This window comes from Glycomyces sp. YM15 (assembly GCF_016918015.1).
Lineage (GTDB): Bacteria > Actinomycetota > Actinomycetes > Mycobacteriales > Micromonosporaceae > Glycomyces.
In genome coordinates this window covers 1-16,357 of record NZ_JAERMK010000038.1, presented here as the reverse complement: position 1 = coordinate 16,357, position 16,357 = coordinate 1, and the positions used below count along the sequence as shown (strand labels likewise).

Annotated in this window: 14 protein-coding genes; 8 read left to right on the top strand and 6 right to left on the bottom strand. The window is 70.1% G+C overall.

Annotation, left to right across the window (positions count from 1 at the left end; all coding sequences use genetic code 11):
- Positions 1–10: 10 nt before the first annotated feature.
- The 5 genes from JHY01_RS24965 to JHY01_RS24945 are packed head-to-tail and all read right to left on the bottom strand — an operon-like array spanning position 11 to position 4,704.
- Entirely contained in the window at positions 11–757 is a 747-nt protein-coding gene (locus JHY01_RS24965; protein ID WP_205328434.1) for an SDR family NAD(P)-dependent oxidoreductase, read from the bottom strand.
- Positions 757–2,046, bottom strand: coding sequence for an enolase C-terminal domain-like protein (locus JHY01_RS24960; protein ID WP_205328433.1), 1,290 nt, complete (start codon positions 2,044–2,046; stop codon positions 757–759). The genes JHY01_RS24965 and JHY01_RS24960 overlap by 1 nt, the downstream gene beginning before the upstream one ends.
- Positions 2,043–2,873 carry a fumarylacetoacetate hydrolase family protein gene (locus JHY01_RS24955; RefSeq protein WP_205328432.1) on the bottom strand — a complete coding sequence of 277 codons (831 nt, stop codon included), beginning with the start codon at positions 2,871–2,873 and terminating at the stop codon, positions 2,043–2,045. The genes JHY01_RS24960 and JHY01_RS24955 overlap by 4 nt, the downstream gene beginning before the upstream one ends.
- The gene (locus tag JHY01_RS24950; protein WP_205328431.1) at positions 2,870–3,718 is read right to left on the bottom strand and encodes an amidohydrolase; all 849 of its coding nucleotides are present in this window, start codon (positions 3,716–3,718) and stop codon (positions 2,870–2,872) included. Before JHY01_RS24950 ends, JHY01_RS24955 begins: the two co-directional genes overlap by 4 nt.
- Entirely contained in the window at positions 3,715–4,704 is a 990-nt protein-coding gene (locus JHY01_RS24945) for an aldo/keto reductase (protein ID WP_205328430.1), read from the bottom strand. The genes JHY01_RS24950 and JHY01_RS24945 overlap by 4 nt, the downstream gene beginning before the upstream one ends.
- Before the next feature lie 90 nt (positions 4,705–4,794).
- Here JHY01_RS24945 and JHY01_RS24940 point away from each other — a divergent pair, with 90 nt between their 5' ends.
- The 5 genes from JHY01_RS24940 (at position 4,795) to JHY01_RS24920 (ending at position 11,702) form a co-directional block, all read left to right on the top strand.
- Entirely contained in the window at positions 4,795–5,508 is a 714-nt protein-coding gene (locus tag JHY01_RS24940; RefSeq protein ID WP_205328429.1) for a GntR family transcriptional regulator, read from the top strand.
- A 67-nt stretch (positions 5,509–5,575) separates the two neighbouring features.
- Complete coding sequence (locus JHY01_RS24935) at positions 5,576–6,271, top strand: (Fe-S)-binding protein (protein ID WP_205328428.1); 696 nt, start codon at positions 5,576–5,578, stop codon at positions 6,269–6,271.
- Positions 6,268–7,689 carry a LutB/LldF family L-lactate oxidation iron-sulfur protein gene (locus JHY01_RS24930; RefSeq protein ID WP_205328427.1) on the top strand — a complete coding sequence of 474 codons (1,422 nt, stop codon included), beginning with the start codon at positions 6,268–6,270 and terminating at the stop codon, positions 7,687–7,689. The genes JHY01_RS24935 and JHY01_RS24930 overlap by 4 nt, the downstream gene beginning before the upstream one ends.
- A complete protein-coding gene (locus JHY01_RS24925) occupies positions 7,686–8,291 on the top strand; it encodes an LUD domain-containing protein (RefSeq protein ID WP_205328426.1) in 606 nt (201 codons plus the stop codon). Before JHY01_RS24930 ends, JHY01_RS24925 begins: the two co-directional genes overlap by 4 nt.
- 1,806 nt (positions 8,292–10,097) lie before the next feature.
- Positions 10,098–11,702 (top strand): serine/threonine-protein kinase, encoded by a 1,605-nt coding sequence (locus JHY01_RS24920; RefSeq protein WP_205328425.1) that lies wholly within the window; start codon positions 10,098–10,100, stop codon positions 11,700–11,702.
- Between the two features lie 12 nt (positions 11,703–11,714).
- Here the strand turns inward: JHY01_RS24920 and JHY01_RS24915 are convergent, their stop codons facing one another.
- A complete protein-coding gene (locus JHY01_RS24915) occupies positions 11,715–12,410 on the bottom strand; it encodes a glycosyltransferase family 2 protein (protein ID WP_205328424.1) in 696 nt (231 codons plus the stop codon).
- A gap of 80 nt (positions 12,411–12,490) precedes the next feature.
- On the opposite strand from JHY01_RS24915, the gene JHY01_RS24910 reads away from it, so the two are divergent.
- The 3 genes from JHY01_RS24910 to JHY01_RS24900 all read left to right on the top strand — a co-directional run bounded on the left by JHY01_RS24910 (position 12,491) and on the right by JHY01_RS24900 (position 16,248).
- On the top strand, positions 12,491–14,635 hold the full coding sequence (locus JHY01_RS24910; RefSeq protein WP_205328423.1) for a hypothetical protein: 2,145 nt from the start codon (positions 12,491–12,493) through the stop codon (positions 14,633–14,635).
- 62 nt (positions 14,636–14,697) lie between these two features.
- Positions 14,698–15,273 carry a dCTP deaminase gene (dcd, locus tag JHY01_RS24905; protein ID WP_205328422.1) on the top strand — a complete coding sequence of 192 codons (576 nt, stop codon included), beginning with the start codon at positions 14,698–14,700 and terminating at the stop codon, positions 15,271–15,273.
- A 99-nt stretch (positions 15,274–15,372) separates the two neighbouring features.
- Positions 15,373–16,248: a hypothetical protein gene (locus tag JHY01_RS24900; RefSeq protein ID WP_205328421.1), complete on the top strand. Its 876-nt coding sequence runs from the start codon at positions 15,373–15,375 to the stop codon at positions 16,246–16,248.
- The last annotated feature ends 109 nt before the right edge of the window (positions 16,249–16,357 follow it).

The following is a 16,357-nucleotide window of genomic DNA, read 5'->3' as shown; positions in this document are numbered from 1 at the left end:
ACGGCGAACGCTAGCGGACGATCCGCAGGCCCGCGAGGCCGCCGTCGACGGCGAGGCTGGTGCCGGTGAGGGATTTGTTGTGAGGGTCGGCGAGGTAGACGATCGCGGCCGCGACCTCCTCGGGGCTCACGAGGCGGCCGGTCGGCTGGCGGGCCTCGAGGCGGGCCCGCTCGGCGGCCGGGTCCTCGGCCTGCTCGAGGAGGCGCTGCACCCATGGCGTGTCGGCGGTGCCGGGGCTGACGCAGTTGACGCGGATCCCTTCGGCCACATGGTCGGCGGCCATCGCCAAGGTGAGCGAGTGGACCGCGCCCTTCGACGCCGAGTAGAGGGCGCGGTTGACCAGACCGGTCAGGGCGGCGATCGAGGTGGTGTTCACGATCGCCGGGGCCGATGATTCGCGCAGGTGCGGGAGGCACGCGCGCGAGAGGCGCACCATGCCGAGGAGGTTCACGTCGAGCACGCGGAACCACTGCTTGTCGGAGTTCTCCTCGACGGTGCCGACCGCGCCGATCCCGGCGTTGTTCACCACGATGTCGACGCCCCCGAAGTGCTCCTTGACGGCGGCGACGGCCAGGCGGACCTGGTTGTCGTCGGACACGTCGCACTTGTGGGACCAGTGCTTCGCGCTCTCGTTGAGGTCGAGCACCGCGACGTCGGCGCCTCGTGCGGCGAAGGCGTCGGCCGCGGCCGCGCCGATCCCGGAGGCGCCTCCGGAGATCACGACGGTGAGGCCCTCGAAGCCGTTGGTACCGCTCATCAGTTGCTCCTCCATTCAGGACCGTTCGGGTAGGAGAACCGAATCAGGCTGTCGCGCTTCATCTCGGCGGAGAAGCCCGGTTCGGTCGGCGCCCGATAGCGGCCGTCCTCGATCACGGTGGGTGCGGTGAAGTGCTCGTGCAGGTGGTCCACGTACTCGATCACGCGGTCCTCCATGGTCGCACTCACCGAGGTGTAGTCGAACATGGACAGATGGCAGACCAGTTCGCACAGGCCCACACCGCCCGCGTGCGGGCACACGGGAACCCCGAACTTCTTGGCCAGCAGCAGGATCGCGAGGTTCTCGTTGACGCCGGCGACGCGTGCGGCGTCGAGCTGCAGGAAGTCGATGGCGCCCGCCTGGAGGAGCTGCTTGAACATGACCCGGTTGTGGACGTGCTCGCCGGTGGCGACCTTGACCGGTGCCACCCGCCGCCGGATCGCGGCGTGCCCGAGCACGTCGTCAGGGCTCGTGGGCTCCTCGATCCACCACGGGTCGAACTCGGCGAGCGCCGCCGTCCACTCCACGGCCTGCTCGACGTCCCAGCGCTGGTTCGCGTCGACCGCGATCCGCACGTCGGGTCCGACGGCCGAGCGGGCGGCGGCGAAGCGGCGGCGGTCGTCCTCGAGGTCGGCGCCCACCTTCAGTTTGATCTGCGTGTAGCCCTCGGCGACGGCCTGGCGGGCGAGGCGCACGACCTTCTCGTCGTCGTACCCGAGCCAGCCGGGGGAGGTGGTGTACGCCGGGTAGCCGTTCCGCTCGACCTCCTCGATGCGTTCGGCCTTCCCCGGTTCGGCCTCGCGCAGGATCGCCAGGGCCTCATCGGGAGTGAGCGCATCGGAGAGGTAGCGCCAGTCGATGGACTGGACGATCTCTTCGGGGGCGAGGTGGGAGAGGAACTTCCACAGCGGGTATCCGGAGCGGCGCGCGGCGAGGTCCCAGGCGGCGTTCACGAGCGCGGCGGCCGCGAGGTGCATGACGCCCTTCTCGGGGCCGAGCCAGCGGATCTGCGAGTCGTGGGTGAGGCGCTTGTACAGCTCGGCGAGGTCCGCGGTGCCGTGGACGTCGGCGCCGATGACGTACTCGCTGAGCGTTTCGATGGCGGCGCAGCAGATGTCGTTGCCGCGCCCGATCGTGAAGGTGAACCCGTGGCCCTCGTGCCCGCTGTCGGTGTGGAGCACCACGTAGGCGGCCGAGTAGTCGGGGTCGGGGTTCATCGCGTCGGAGCCGTCGAGGCTGCGCGAGGTGGGGAAGCGGACGTCGATCACGTCCACGGCCGTGATCGTCATGCCTGCACTGTCGGGTTCTCGGTGTGGCCCAGGCCTTCGATGCCGACGGACACGACGTCCCCGGCCTTGAGGTAGGGGAAGCGGCCGGAGAGCGCGACGCCCTCGGGGGTGCCGGTGAGCAGCAGATCGCCCGCGTCGAAGGCCATGAACTGCGACATGTGGTGGATGATGCGGGCCACCGAGAAGATCATGTCCTTCGAGTTCGAGTCCTGGCGGATCTCGCCGTTCACCTTGGACCACATGCGCAGTGCCTGCACGTCCGCGATCTCGTCGGGGGTGACGAGGTAGGGGCCGAGCGGGGTGAACGTCGGGCAGGCCTTGCCCTTCGAGAACTGGCCGCCGGAGCGCTCGATCTGGAACTCGCGTTCGGAGAGGTCGTTCGCGACGACGAAGCCGGCGATGCAGTCCAGCGCCGCCTCTTCGGACTCCAGATAGGACGCACGCTGCTTGAAGACCACGCCGAGTTCGACCTCCCAGTCGGTGCGGGTCGAGCGGCGCGGGATCTCCACATCGTCGTTCGGGCCGACGATCGTGTTGGGGTGCTTGTAGAACACGACGGGCTCGGCGGGCGGCTCGGCGCCGGACTCGGCGCAGTGCGCGGCGTAGTTCATGCCGATGCAGACGATCGCGGAGGGCTTGGCGATCGGCGGGGCGATGCGCTCGCCCGCGATGTCGATCTCGGGGAAGCCCGCCGTCGTACTGATGCCGCCCCGCTTCAGGAACTCGCCGTCGATGTCGCCGATGGGGCCCGAGAGGTCGTAGTACTTGCCGTCCGAGAACGCCACTGGGGTCTCGAAGCCGGGCCGGCCGATGCGCAGGTACTTCATTGCTCTCCTAGCTGGTAGGTCCGGGCGGCGGTGCCGCCGAAGACGTCGGGGTCGGTGCGTCCGAGCACCTCGGTGAGGGCGTCCTTGACGCGGGTGTAGGTGGCGGCCAGTTCGCAGACGGGCCAGTCGGAGCCGAACATGAGGCGGTCGGGTCCGAACAGTTCGAGGGCGGCCTGGATGAAGGGCCGCAGGTCGTCGGGGGTCCAACGCCGCCAGTCGGCCTCGGTGACGAGCCCGGAGAGCTTCGCGGTCACGTTGGGCTGCTTCGCGAGCGGTGCCACGGCCTCGCGCCAGGCCCTGAGCCCGGCGTCGCCCTCGCGCACCTGCGGCTTGCCGAGGTGGTCGAGCACGAACCCCAGTTCGGGCACGGCGGCGGCGGCCTTCGCGGCGGCCGGGAGCTGGTCGACGCGCACGATGAGGTCGAAGGTGGGAACGGTCCCCGCGATGGTCTTCAATGCGGTCAGGACCTCGGGCCGGGCGAGGAAGTCCGGGTCGGGGCGGCCCTGGACCTGGTCGCGGAGGCCCACGAGGTAGCGGGCGCGGGGGTGGTTCGCATAGCGCGCCAAGGTGCTCGGGAGGCGCGGGTCGAGCAGGTCGATGAAGCCGACGACCCCGGCGATCTCGTCCACGGCGCCGGCGAGGTGCAGGAATTCGACGGTCTCGGACGGGTGGCCCCAGTCGGCCTCGACGAGGACCGTGCGGTCGACCCCGGCGGCCTGCAGGTTGGCGCGGAGGTCGGCGACGCCGTAGTCGCGGCGGATCGGCTCGAGCTCCGGTGCGCTTGCGAGCCAGGGATAGTCGGCGGTCCAGACGTGGTGGTGGGCGTCGATCACGGGAGCGTTCATTGCGGAACCGGTGCCTCCTCGGCCAGCAGCCCGGCTTGCTTGAGGTCGTGCCAGAGCGCGCCGGGAATGGGATGGGCGTACATGGCGAGGGCGTCGTCGACCTCTTCGGGGTTGCGGGCGCCGACGAGGATCGACGCGACGGCGGGATGGGCCGCGGGGAACTGCAGTGCGGCGGCGCGCAGCGGGGTGTCGTACTTGGCGCATATCGTGGCGATGGCCTGGGCGCGCGCCAGCAGCCGCTGATCGGCCTCCATGTAGTTGAAGTGCGCCCCGGGCTTGGGGTCGGCGAGGATCCCCGAGTTGAAGACGCCGGCGGCGATCACCGAGACCCCGCGTGAGACGCAGAGGGGGTAGAGCCGGTCCAGGGCTGACTGGTCGAGCAGCGTGTACCGCCCGGCGATGAGCGCCACGTCGAAATCGGCCTGCGAGAGCAGGTCGGCGGCGGCGTCGGTGGAGTTCATGCCGATGCCGACGGCGCCGATGCGCCCGGCGGCCTTGAGCTCGGTGAGGGCCTTGTGCGTCCCGGCGAGGGCCTCGGACGGGTGGTCGTCGGGGTCGTGGATGAGGCCGATCTCGACGCGGTCGGTGCCGAGGCGTTCGAGGCTGCCGAGGTGGGATTCGTGCGCGCCGCGGTAGGAGAAGTCGAAGACGGCGGCCTTGCCGTTGGGCTCGCCCCAGATGTCCCAGGGGCCCTCGTGGTCGACGAGGACACGGCCCATCTTGGTCGACAAGGTGAACGCGTCGCGCGGCCGCTCGGCGATCGTCCTCCCGAGCCGTTCCTCGGAGAGCCCGGCGCCGTAGTGCGGGGCGGTGTCGAAGTGCCGGATGCCGCCGTTCCAGGCGGCGTCGACCGTTGCGGCGGCCACGGCCGGGTCGACGCGGGAGAAGAGCCCCGCGAGCGGGGCGCAGCCGAGCCCGACGGCGGTCACGGACACGTCGGTGCCGCCGAGGGCGCGGGTGGGGAGTGAGCGCCGGTCTCCAGCCACAGGGGCCTCCAATGGGAACGAAAAGGGCGTCGAGCCGGCCGGTGTCGAGCTGATCCGTGCCGTCGCGACATATCCTATAGGATTGTGAGCATGACGGCTACATCAGCGACCCCCGAGAAGCGCACGCTCGCGGACGAGGCCTACACGGAGCTGAAGTCCCGGGTCATCCGCTCCGAGCTGGTCCCCGGGGCGAAGCTGAGCATCGACGGGCTCGCCAAGCAGCTCGCGTTCTCGCAGACGCCGATCCGGGAGGCGCTGGCGCGCTTGGAGTCCGAAGGCCTGCTCGCACGGCGCCCGCTGAGCGGCTATACCGTCGAGCCGCTGCTGTCCGCCGCCGAATTCGAGGACCTCTTCGAGATCCGCATGATGCTCGAGCCGCGCGCGGCGCGGCGGGCGGCGGAGGCCCGACCGGCCGGTCTCGTCGCGGCCGAAGCGGAGGCGCTGAAGATCGCCGCGCGAACCCCCGGCACGGGAGCCGACAAGCTGGACTTCACCGAAGCCGACGCCCGCTTCCACGACTCGGTCGCCGAGCTGAGCGGCAGCGCCCAGCTCGCGAAGGCGATCCGCCGCCTGGACGCGCACCTGCACCTCCACCGCGCCTACATCGAACCCGAGTCGATCGAGGAGACCGAGGTGGAGCACCTGGCGATCGCGGACGCTATCATTGCGAAGCAACCGCTTGCCGCCGAGGAGGCCATGTGCCGCCACCTCGAACGCTCCCAGATCCGGCACCGCGCCGCCTTCGAAGCGGCCCGCACCACCGAACCAGCCCCGAAACCCAAGCGCGCCAAGGCGACCCGATGAACGAACCCGACCAGCGAGACCACCGCGCCGCGATCCGCCTCGCATCCCCGGAAGCAGAGGTGCAGTCATGCCCCGCGTAGGCCTGTTCATCACCTGCGTCAACGACGCGCTCTTCCCCGAGACGCCCAAAGCCGTCGTCCGGATCCTCGAACGCCTCGGCTACGACGTCGACTTCCCCGCCGCCCAGACCTGCTGCGGCCAGATGCACGCCAACTCCGGCTACAAGAAGGACGCCGCGGCACTCGCCGGCGCCTTCGAAGACGTCTTCGGCGCCTACGACGCCATCGTCACCCCCTCCGGATCCTGCGCCGCCATGGCCCGCGACCAATACCCGCACCTCATCGGCTCGGACATCGGCGACCACGTCTACGAACTCTCCGAATTCCTCATCGACGTCGCCGGCGTCGAAGACGTCGGCGCGCGCTTCCCCCACACCGTCACCTACCACCCGACCTGCCACGGCACCCGCGCACTCGGCCTGGGCGACAAGCCCCTCCGCCTCCTCCGCGCCGTCGACGGCATCGAACTGGTCGACCTGCCCGCCGCCGACCAGTGCTGCGGCTTCGGCGGGACCTTCGCCCTCAAGAACAGCGACGTCTCCTCGGCGATGCTCGCCGACAAATGCCGCCACGCCGCCGACACCGGCGCGGAGTACCTCGCCGCCGCCGACAACTCGTGCCTTACCCACATCGGCGGCGGCATCCACAGATCCGGTGGCCCGCGCCCCATCCACTACGCCGAGATCCTCGCGAGCACCGCATGAGCCCAGAAATCGTCCCCGCCGCCTCGCTCATCCCCGCCGACGCGCCCTTCCCCAAGGCCGCCAAGGTCGCCCTCGGCATGCCGCAACTGCGCAAGAACCTCGCCCACGCCACCGGCACCATCCGCGCCAAACGCGCCAACGTCGCCGGGGAACTCGACGACTGGGAGCCCCTGCGCGACACCGCCGCCGCGATCAAAGCCGACGTACAGCACCGCCTCCCCGAACTCGCCGTCGAGTTCGAACGCAACGCCACCGCCGCCGGAGCCCACGTCCACTGGGCCCGCGACGCCCAGGAGGCCAACGCGATCGCCGCCCGGATCGTGCGCGAGGCCGGAGCCGACGAGGTCGTCAAGGTCAAATCCATGGCCACCCAGGAGATCGAACTCAACGAGCACTTCGAGGCCGTCGGCCTCAAGGCCTTCGAGACCGACCTGGCCGAACTCATCGTCCAACTCGCCGAGGACAGGCCCAGCCACATCCTCGTGCCCGCGATCCACTACAACCGCACCGAGATCCGCGACATCTTCGATCAGCGTATGAGTGACGCGCCGAAGGGCCTGACCGACGAACCGGCCGCGCTGGCCGAGGCCGCGCGGCAACACCTGCGGCGGCGGTTCCTGTCGGCGAAGGTCGCCGTGTCGGGCGCGAACTTCGCCGTGGCCGAGACGGGCTCGCTGGTCGTGGTCGAGTCCGAGGGCAACGGCCGCATGTGCCTCACGATGCCGCAGACCCTGATCAGCATCGTCGGCATCGAGAAGCTGCTGCCGAGCTTCTCGGACCTCGAGGTGTTCATGCAACTCCTCCCGCGATCCTCCACAGGGGAGCGAATGAACCCGTACACCTCGGTGTGGACGGGCGCGCGCGAAGGAGACGGACCGCAGGACGTACACGTCATCCTCCTCGACAACGGCCGCACCGGCGTGCTCGCCGACGAGGTGGGCCGCCAGGCGCTCTCATGCATCCGCTGCTCGGCCTGCCTCAACGTGTGCCCCGTGTACGAGCGCACCGGCGGCCACGCGTACGGGCACGTCTACCCCGGCCCGATCGGCGCGATCCTCGCGCCGCAGCTCGAACCGGGCCGGCACGACGACCTGCCCTACGCCTCAAGCCTGTGCGGGGCCTGCTACGAGGTCTGCCCGGTCAAGATCAACATCCCCGAGGTCCTGGTCCACCTGCGTCAGCAGGGACCGCACCAGGCGGGCGAACGGGCCGCGATGGGTGGCGCGAAGGCCGTGATGGCGCGGCCGAGGCTGTGGCGGGCCGCGCTCAAGGCCGCGCGACTCGGGTCGATGCCTTGGCGCCGCAAGGGCTTCCTGCGCAGGCTCCCCTGGCCAGGATCGAAGTGGACGGTGAGCCGGGACCTGCCGGTGCCGCCGAAGGAGGACTTCCGGGACTGGTGGAAGGAGCGGCAGCGATGAGTGCGACACCGACGGCGCGCGAGGAGATCCTGGCGCGGATGCGCCGCGCCCTCGACGGCGCGGGCGAGGCGCCCGTGCCGCCGCGCGAGTACCGGCGCTCACTCGAGACGGGCGCCGACATCACCGCGATGCTCATCGACCGACTGGTCGACTACAAGGCGAACGTCCACCACGGCCTCGCCTCGATCGCAGCGGCGCTCGGCGATGCGCAACGCGTAGTGGTGCCCGCCGACCTCCCCGAGGACTGGCGGCTCGGCGGCGCCGAGTTCGTCCCCGACACCGAGCTGTCCACTGCGGACCTCGACGGCATGGACGCGGTCCTCACCGGCTGCGCCGCCGCCGTCGCCGTCTCTGGCACCATCATGCTCGATGCCGGTGCGGCCCAAGGCAGAAGAGCGATCACGCTGGTGCCCGACCATCATGTCGTGGTGGTCAGGCGCGACCAGATCGTGGGCCACCTGGCGGAGGCGCTCCCGATGCTCGACCGCACGGCCCCGCAGACCTGGATCTCGGGCCCCTCGGCGACGAGCGACATCGAACTCCAACGCGTCGAAGGCGTCCACGGCCCGCGCCGCCTCGATGTCGTACTGCTCGAAGACTGACGCCGGACCACCCGCTTCGACATCGCGATCGGGCCGCAGCACGCGTTGTGCCAGTGAGGCGCCGGAGATGAATGCGGGCGACGTCCGCCCCGAAGCAGTGAATGCGGCGGCCTGGCCCTGATCGCACCCGGGGCCGGTATTCGGATGCGGTTCAAGCAATCCAGCCCGGCGATGATCTATCCGCGTCCTTGAGATCGGCGCCAGCGAGGGCCGCCGGTCGCCCGACCTACCGTAGGGCGGCAGACTCGGCCCGGCGGATGCCGAAGCCCGCCACAAGACGCATACGAGGAACCGTCCTGAGAGACATCGTCGCCGGTGACCCCGGCAAGACCATGAAACGGTCCGGACCGCCACAGCCGTAGGCACTGGTGCTGCGTCCGTTCGGCGGTCAGCGACGGAGCGGTGAGGATCGGGTCGGGGGCGTGATGCCGCCGTGCGGGCTGGTTGCCGGTTGCGGTCAAAGCGATCAGCGACTGCGAGGTGGCGGGATTCGGATGTGTTGCCGTGATTGAGGCGGGATTCGGGATTCGGGATTCGGGATTCGGAACCCGGGCCGATCGTTGCCATCGGCCGAACTCGCCGAGTCCGGCCCGACGTCAAAGCGATCGGGTGGTCGGCGACGAGGGAGCCGGCAGTCGACGGGATCGGCCCGGACATGCTCGTGCTCGTGCTCGTGCTCATGTGCATGGTCGTGGTCCTCATGCGCCTGTGTCGCCTCCTTCCCGCTGCTCTACTTGCTTCCCTCGCTGGCCCTGCTGGCCCTGCTGGCCCTGCTGGTCTTGCTGGTCTTGCTTCGGCTTCCGGTTCCGGCCCTTCGGCTTTCGCCTGGCCGCGCGCCGTCCCTGCCAGGGGCGGATGTGGTTGCCTGCCGTCCCTGAGGGAGTGGTGCGGCCGCCCGGTGATGGTCCCGGTGGATGCCGGTGGCGGGTTCGCCTCCCGAGGATCGTTTGCCGTTCCTCGGGGTCCGTCCTGCAGTCGCGCGGGCTTGGGGGCGCGGCGCTGCCGGGACGGGGTGGTGGTCGCCATGGACGTGCTTGCGGTGTCGCCGTACCGAGTCCTCTATTCGCTCGGTGTGGCCTCACCGCTGACGCTGGCGGGTCGTGCTCGAATCGCGAGTGCCGTCGTGTACGGCATCGCCTGCTGGTTGGGGTGATCCCAACTAGGATCGTCCACCCAGTCACGGCCCATCGGGGGCGCGGACAGCTGCGGGCGATGGCACGGGGGTGAGATCGGACGCCTCCAAGAAGGAGGAGCACCCTGGCTTGCGGGGTCGTCGCCTCGAAACAAGTCGGTTTGTCGGATCGGCCAGAGGCTTGTCGTAGTCTGCTTACACCTACCCCGACACCTGTACAAATTCCCTGTCCCTGTACGTACCTCAATTGTCCCTCATGCAGCCCCCGACTGTCATCACCCACAGGTGGAGAACATCCTCATGTTCCCCACCCCACGCCCAGCCTGATCGACTGCGTCCCAACCGAACCCGACCCGAGGCGCGCCACTCCGCCGGCCCCGCCACCCACCCCTCCGTCGCTGCCCGGTTTGACCACCACCCACCCCAACCTGACGCCCGCCATCCGACCCCGCCCCGCCACCTACCCCTCCGTCGCTGACTGCTCGAACCCCGACCCAGAACCGACCCTGCGGGGGACACGGCGGCAAACCACCGCCCACCCCTGGAATGCGGCGGGCTCGGCGCGAGGGCAACTGGGCCATGAGCCCTCCACCGCCGTTGAGGCTCAACCTGTCACAGTTTGCCGACTCGACATGAGCACCCCGTAGTGGTCGGAGGTGGTCATAATCGGCGCCATGCTCCTCACGAGACCCGGTGTGCTGCTTGGCAGCCGCTACCTCCTTCGGCAACGGATCGGCGCGGGAGGGATGGGAGAGGTCTGGCGGGCCGAGGACACCATGCTGCGCAGGCCGGTCGCCCTCAAGGTCCTGCATCCGGCGCTCTCCGACGACCAGGGCTTCCAGCGCCGCTTCGTCGAGGAGGCCCGCACGGTGGCGGCGCTGCGGGCGCCGGGAGTGGTCGAGATCTTCGACATCCGAGGCGACCGCGACGAGCACGGCGAGGCCATGACCTACCTGGTCATGGAGTTCCTCGAAGGCCAGTCCCTCCACTCGGTGATCGAGCGGCACGCCCCGATGCCCGCACAGCGGGTACTGCCACTGCTCGCCCAGATCGCGGACGCGCTGGACGTGGCGCACCGGGCCGGGATCGTGCACCGGGACGTCAAGCCCGCCAACATCATCGTCGACGCCAAGGGCGCACCGACCATTCTGGATTTCGGGATCGCGCTGCGCCGCGACCACACCGCGCTCACCGCCACCGGCACCGTGCTGGGCACGGTCGGGTACGCCTCGCCCGAGCAGCTGCGCGGGGAGGAGCTGACCGGCGCGTCGGACCTGTACTCGCTCGGGATCATCGCCTACGAATGCCTCAGTGGCGCGATCCCGTTCGACCGGAACTCGCCCGCGGCCGTCATCACCGGGCACTTGCACGAGACGCCGCCGCCGCTGCCTCCTGGCGTGCCTCCGGTGGCGGCCGAGCTGGTCGACTGGGCGATGGCGAAGGATCCCGCGGAGCGCCCGGCTTCGGCAGGGATGTTCGCTCAGGAATGCAGGGTGGCGGTCCCGCAGACGAAACCGGTCATAGTCGAGTCCAACCGCACCACAGTGGACCTCCTGGTGTCGTCGTCCCCGCCGCCGCCGCCGCGGCCGACCGCGCCGATGCCGACCGCCGCCGAATCGGAGGAGCCGCGCCGCCGCCGCGGCCGGGGCGTGCTGTGGGGCCTCGCCGCCGTGATCGCGGCCGTCGCGTTGACGATCGGCGTCATGCGGCTCTTCGACGAGGACGAACCGGGAGGCCGGGGCGCGAGCGAGGATCCGTCGGGCGGTGACGGCTCACCGGAGGCCACCGAGCCCGCGACCCCCGCCGCGGAGACGGGCGCGGAGGAGACGCAGGCTGAAGCGGCCCCGCTCCCGGACACGTCGGTACTGGTGAGCGCCGCGACCGGCGACTGCCTGGTCGGCTACCACGACACGCCGCCGCCGAGCGCGCAGATGGGCCTCTGCGACGACAACGGCATCGACGAGTTCGCGTTCGCCGTCGAAGGCGACGAGGTCAGCCTCACGTACTCGTATGAATACGATATTTGGCCGAACGGCAGTGAAACCATCACCGAATGCCTCTGGTGGGACGGCGAACACCTCAACCTCGACGAACGCTGCGGCGAGACGACGTGGCAGTTCACGTACCTGCGCACTGACGAGGCCGAGCATGCTGACTTCTGGCAGGTGCGCGCCTCGGGCGACGGCGACTTCTGCCTCACGGTCGCCGACCCGGCGCCGACGCTCAGCCCCTGCACGGCCGACGACGAGAACCAGCAGTGGCGGACGACTGCGGCCTGACCCGCCGGGCGGCTAGCGCTTCGTGCGGCGCACCCGTTCGCGGCCCAGGAGCCAGAGGGCCTGCACGCCGTCGGTCCAGGTGATCTTCTTGCCCTCCTCGCGGCTGCGCGCCGTGTAGGAGATCGGCACCTCGTACGGCCGGATGCCGCGCTTGAGCAGCTTCGCGGTCAGCTCGGCCTCCATGCCGAAGCCGCCCGAGCGGATGTTCAAGTCCAGGTACATCTGGCGCGGCAGGAGCTTGTAGCAGGTCTCCAGGTCCGAGATGTACGAGTTGAAGAGGATGTTCGCCGCGAGCGTGATGCCCTTGTTGCCCATCACGTACCAGAACGAATAGGCCGAGTGCGAGCCGAACGAGCGCGACCCGTAGACCACCTCGGCCTTGTCCTCGAGAACCGGCTTGAGGAGCCGCGGGAGGTCGCCGGCGTCGTACTCGCCGTCGGCGTCGAACACGACGACGTAGTCGCCGTGGGCGGCCTTGGCCGCCGTGCGGATCGCCGCGCCCTTCCCTTTGTTGCGGTCGTGGCGGATCAACCGCACCCGCGGATTGTCCTCAAAGGTCTGGAGGACCTCCCAGGAACGATCGCGGGAGCCGTCGTCGACGGCAACGATCTCGGTCTCGCAGGGGAACTCCACTGCGAGCAGCTCTTTCAACGTTCCGGCAGCGAGGCGTTCCTCATTGAAGACCGGAACGAGAATCGACAACAGCATTGCTGCTCCATCCCCGCGGATCGAACAAGATTGCACAACCATAACGCGCTCATGCCAGGACGGCATCGGCCGGACGGGTCGTGTTGAATGAAGCAGTGCTGCTCGTCCTGTGGCTCCTGATTCTGCTTCCGGCGCTCGCCTACGCCCTCCGCCCCCGTGACGGGGCCGTCCTGGCCCCCGCGAGGCTCGCCGTCGTGCGGGCATCGATCCTGTTGGGGGCGTATGCAATCGGCGTCGTCGAGGTCGCCTCCGCCCTCACCGCGCTCACCGCGCCCGCGATCCTCATCGCGTGGCTCGCGGCCACCGCCGCCGTCATCGCGGCCGTGCTCGTGCGCGCTGTTCGGGACGTAACCCCTGACGGCGGCGCCGCAGGCCGCGGCCAGCCGCTCGACGCCCTCCGAGAGGAGCTCAGGTCCCACCGCGGCGCCACCCGCCGCACCTGGCGGCGCACCAGGTCAGCCGCCGCGGCGGCCCCCGCCTGGCAATGGGCCCTCGGATGCGTCATCGCGATCCTCGCCATCAGCGTCGCCGTCCTCGCGATCGGCTCGTCCCCCAACAACTTCGACTCCCAGACCTACCACCTGCCGCGCATCGAGCACTGGGTCCAGAACGCCAGCGTCGCCGTCTTCCCCACGGACATCCACCGCCAGGTCGACATCTCGCCCGGCTCCGAATACCTCCTCACCCACCTGCGGCTCCTCTCCGGCGGCGATGGCGCCTACAACCTCCTGCAGTTCCTCGCCGCGATCGGCGCGGCCCTCGCCGCCTCCCGGATCGCGGCGCAGCTCGGCGGCGGTCCCGTCGCCCAGCTCGCCACCGTCTTCATCCTCGCCACCACCCCCGAAGTGCTCCTCCAGGCCTCCAGCACCCAGGTCGACCTCGTCGCCGCCGCCTGGGTCGCGTGCCTCGCCACGATCGTGCTCGACGAATTCACCCGACCCGGGGACGCGAGCGGGATCCTCCGCGTCACCGCCCCCCACTCCGACGCCCTCTACCTCGGACTCGCGTTGGGGCTCATCGCGGTCACCAAGAGCACCGGGCTCCTCGCCGCCGCCCCACTGCTGCTCGTGTGGGGCATCGGACGGCTCGTGCGCGACGGCCACCGCCGCCGCCCCTGCCTCTGCGGACGCAGCCCCCAGCAGTGCTCCCGCTCCGACGCCTCACGCGCCCGGACCGCCCGCGCCGCCACGGTGGCCGCGTCCCTCGCCATCCTCGCCATCGCCCTGATCCTGGTGGGGCCCTTCCTCCTCCGCATGCAGCAGACCTTCGGGCACCCGCTCGGCCCCGACCTGCTGCGCGAATCCATCGGCGTCCAGACCGCCGACCCCCGGCTGCTCCTCATCAACGGCCTGCGCATCGCCCAGACCAACCTCGACACGCCCCTGTTCTTCCTCTCGGACGCGTTCGCCGCCGCCGTCAACGGCCTCGCGAACCTCATGGGCGTCGACCCCAACGACCCCCGGATCACCTTCGGCTCCACCGAATTCCCCGTACCCGCCTGGTACCCCGACGAAGACCGCGCCGCGTTCCCGATCACCGGTCTCGCCGCCGCAGCCGGGCTCGCCTGGTTCGCGGTCAAAGGCCCCCGGCTGCGCCGCGCCTACGCCGCCGCGCTCGCGGTCGCGTTCATCGGCGTCGTCTGCACCGTCTCCTGGCAGCCGTGGATCAACCGGCTCGTCATGTTCCTCGTCGTCCTCGGCGCCCCCGCCGCCGGACTCCTCGCCGCCGCCCTCGTCAAAGGCTTCGCCGCGACCGCACGCGACCGCAGCCGCCGCCGCGCCGCCTGCGTCCTCGTCACCGTGATCGCCGTCGTCGCCTCCCTCGCCGGCGTCCTCACCGTCGCCTACGGCTACCCCCGCCGCCTCGCCGGCGCCTGGTCCGTCTTCAGCCTCACCGACCTCGAGGAGCGCTTCGTGCGCCGCCGCGAATGGCTGCCCCAGTACGAGGAGGCCGCCGCCGCCGTCGCGGCCGCCGAACCCGAGCGCGTGGGCCTCGTGCAGGGCAACGACTCCTGGGAGTACCCGTGGTGGATCCTCCTCCCCGAGGACACCGAGATCGTCGCCCTGCAGTCGATCGTCCCCGGCGAGGAACCCGCCGACCCTTCCATCGTCGACGCCATCGTCTGCGCCGAAGACCTCGCCGAATGCGAGGACCTCACCCCCGACGGCTGGGAGTTCCACGACCTCGGCACCGTCGCCTACGCCCTCCCGCCCGCCGGATCGTGAGCCGCGCACCCACTTCAGGGGTCGTTGAGCTGCGCCGACGGGCCGGGCACTAACCTGGGCCCATGCTGCTTAGCGACCGCGACATCCTCGATGCCGTCAAGAACGACCGCCTCGGCATCCAGCCGTTCGAAGACGAACTCGTGCAGCCCTCCAGCATCGACGTCCGGCTCGACCGGCGCTTCCGGGTCTTCAACAACCAGAAGTACACCCACATCGACCCCTCCAAGCAGCAGGACGACCTCACCGCGGAGGTCGAGGTCGGCGACGACGAACCGTTCGTGCTCCACCCCGGCGAGTTCGTCCTCGCCTCCACCCTCGAGGTCTTCACCCTCCCCGACGACCTCGCCGCGCGCCTCGAAGGCAAGTCGAGCCTCGGCCGCCTCGGTCTGCTCACCCACTCCACCGCCGGGTTCATCGACCCGGGCTTCTCCGGGCACGTCACCCTCGAGCTCTCCAATGTCGCGAACCTCCCCATCACGCTCTGGCCGGGCATGAAGATCGGGCAGCTCTGCGTCTTCCGCCTCACCAGCCCCGCCGAGAACCCGTACGGCGCCGGCGCCAACTTCTCCCGCTACCAGGACCAGCGCGGCCCCACCCCGTCGAAATCCTGGATGCACTGGCGCACTTGGCCCACCTAGGCTGCATTCATCTGCAATCGCCGTTCCCACTCGCACCGCTGCCAAGCGTTTCTCTCGCGAATCGCTGAACAGGGGTGTCATTCGGCCTAACCTGCGGTCATGGACATCTCGCAGAGCTTCCAGAACATGTGGGACAGCGTCATCGCCTTCTTGCCGCGTGCGCTGGCCTTCCTGGCGATCCTCCTCATCGGTTGGATCGTCAGCAAATTCATAGGCAAGATGGTCGGCAAGCTCCTCCACCGGGTCGGATTGGACCGCGCCGGGGAGAAGTCCGGGCTGCGCCGCTTCACCGGCAGGTTCGAGTTGAGCGACCTGCTGGGCAGACTCGTGTATTACGCCCTGCTGCTGTTCACCCTGCAGCTGGCCTTCGGAGCGTTCGGGAACAACCCGGTGTCGAGCCTGCTGAACCAGCTCGTCGGCTGGCTGCCGCAGCTGTTCATCGCGCTGGTCATCATCGTGGTGGCCTTCGCGATCGCCAACGCGGTGCACGGGCTCATCAGCGGCATGCTGGCCGACACCAACTACGGCAACACCGTGGCCCGGATCAGCCAGTTCGCGATCATCTTCTTCGGCGTCGTCGCGGCGTTCGGCCAGGTCGGGATCGCCACGACCGTGACCACGCCGATCTTGTGGACGGTGCTGGCGATGATCGCAGGCGTCGTGATCGTCGGCGTCGGCGGCGGGCTCGTCGGGCCGATGCGCCAGCGCTGGGAGCGGATGCTGAACAGCGCCGAGGTCGAGGCCGCGAAGGTGAAGGAGACGGTCCGCACGGGCGGCGACGCGACGTCGTCGATGTCGCAGCGGTACAGCTCCGAGCGGTACGGGACGGCTGCCGACACGCAGGCCCCGGCGGCGGGGACGATGGGGGAGGCGGGCGCCATGGGCGGCCCGATGCCCGAAGGCGCGCGGCCGCACGGGACGAGCGCCGGGCCCGGGCCCGAGACCGAGCGACCGATGCCGCCGAACGAGCCGTAGGGGCCGCCCCGGGAGGCGATGTGTCCGGTCTCCCGTAGCGGTTCCCTCGGCGCGGCAATGCGAGGCGCCGCCTCGGCGGCTCGGGGAGGCACTGCTCGACACGTCGGCC

Excerpts from the sequence above, each read along its gene's own strand:
- JHY01_RS24935 (WP_205328428.1), top strand. The coding sequence starts at position 5,576 with ATGCCCCGCGTAGGCCTGTTCATCACCTGCGTCAACGACGCGCTCTTC.
- JHY01_RS24920 (WP_205328425.1), top strand. The coding sequence starts at position 10,098 with ATGCTCCTCACGAGACCCGGTGTGCTGCTTGGCAGCCGCTACCTCCTT.
- JHY01_RS24930 (WP_205328427.1), top strand. The coding sequence starts at position 6,268 with ATGAGCCCAGAAATCGTCCCCGCCGCCTCGCTCATCCCCGCCGACGCG.
- JHY01_RS24940 (WP_205328429.1), top strand. The coding sequence starts at position 4,795 with ATGACGGCTACATCAGCGACCCCCGAGAAGCGCACGCTCGCGGACGAG.
- JHY01_RS24965 (WP_205328434.1), bottom strand. The coding sequence starts at position 757 with ATGAGCGGTACCAACGGCTTCGAGGGCCTCACCGTCGTGATCTCCGGA.
- JHY01_RS24960 (WP_205328433.1), bottom strand. The coding sequence starts at position 2,046 with ATGACGATCACGGCCGTGGACGTGATCGACGTCCGCTTCCCCACCTCG.
- JHY01_RS24900 (WP_205328421.1), top strand. The coding sequence starts at position 15,373 with ATGGACATCTCGCAGAGCTTCCAGAACATGTGGGACAGCGTCATCGCC.
- JHY01_RS24950 (WP_205328431.1), bottom strand. The coding sequence starts at position 3,718 with ATGAACGCTCCCGTGATCGACGCCCACCACCACGTCTGGACCGCCGAC.
- JHY01_RS24915 (WP_205328424.1), bottom strand. The coding sequence starts at position 12,410 with ATGCTGTTGTCGATTCTCGTTCCGGTCTTCAATGAGGAACGCCTCGCT.
- JHY01_RS24925 (WP_205328426.1), top strand. The coding sequence starts at position 7,686 with ATGAGTGCGACACCGACGGCGCGCGAGGAGATCCTGGCGCGGATGCGC.
- dcd (WP_205328422.1), top strand. The coding sequence starts at position 14,698 with ATGCTGCTTAGCGACCGCGACATCCTCGATGCCGTCAAGAACGACCGC.
- JHY01_RS24955 (WP_205328432.1), bottom strand. The coding sequence starts at position 2,873 with ATGAAGTACCTGCGCATCGGCCGGCCCGGCTTCGAGACCCCAGTGGCG.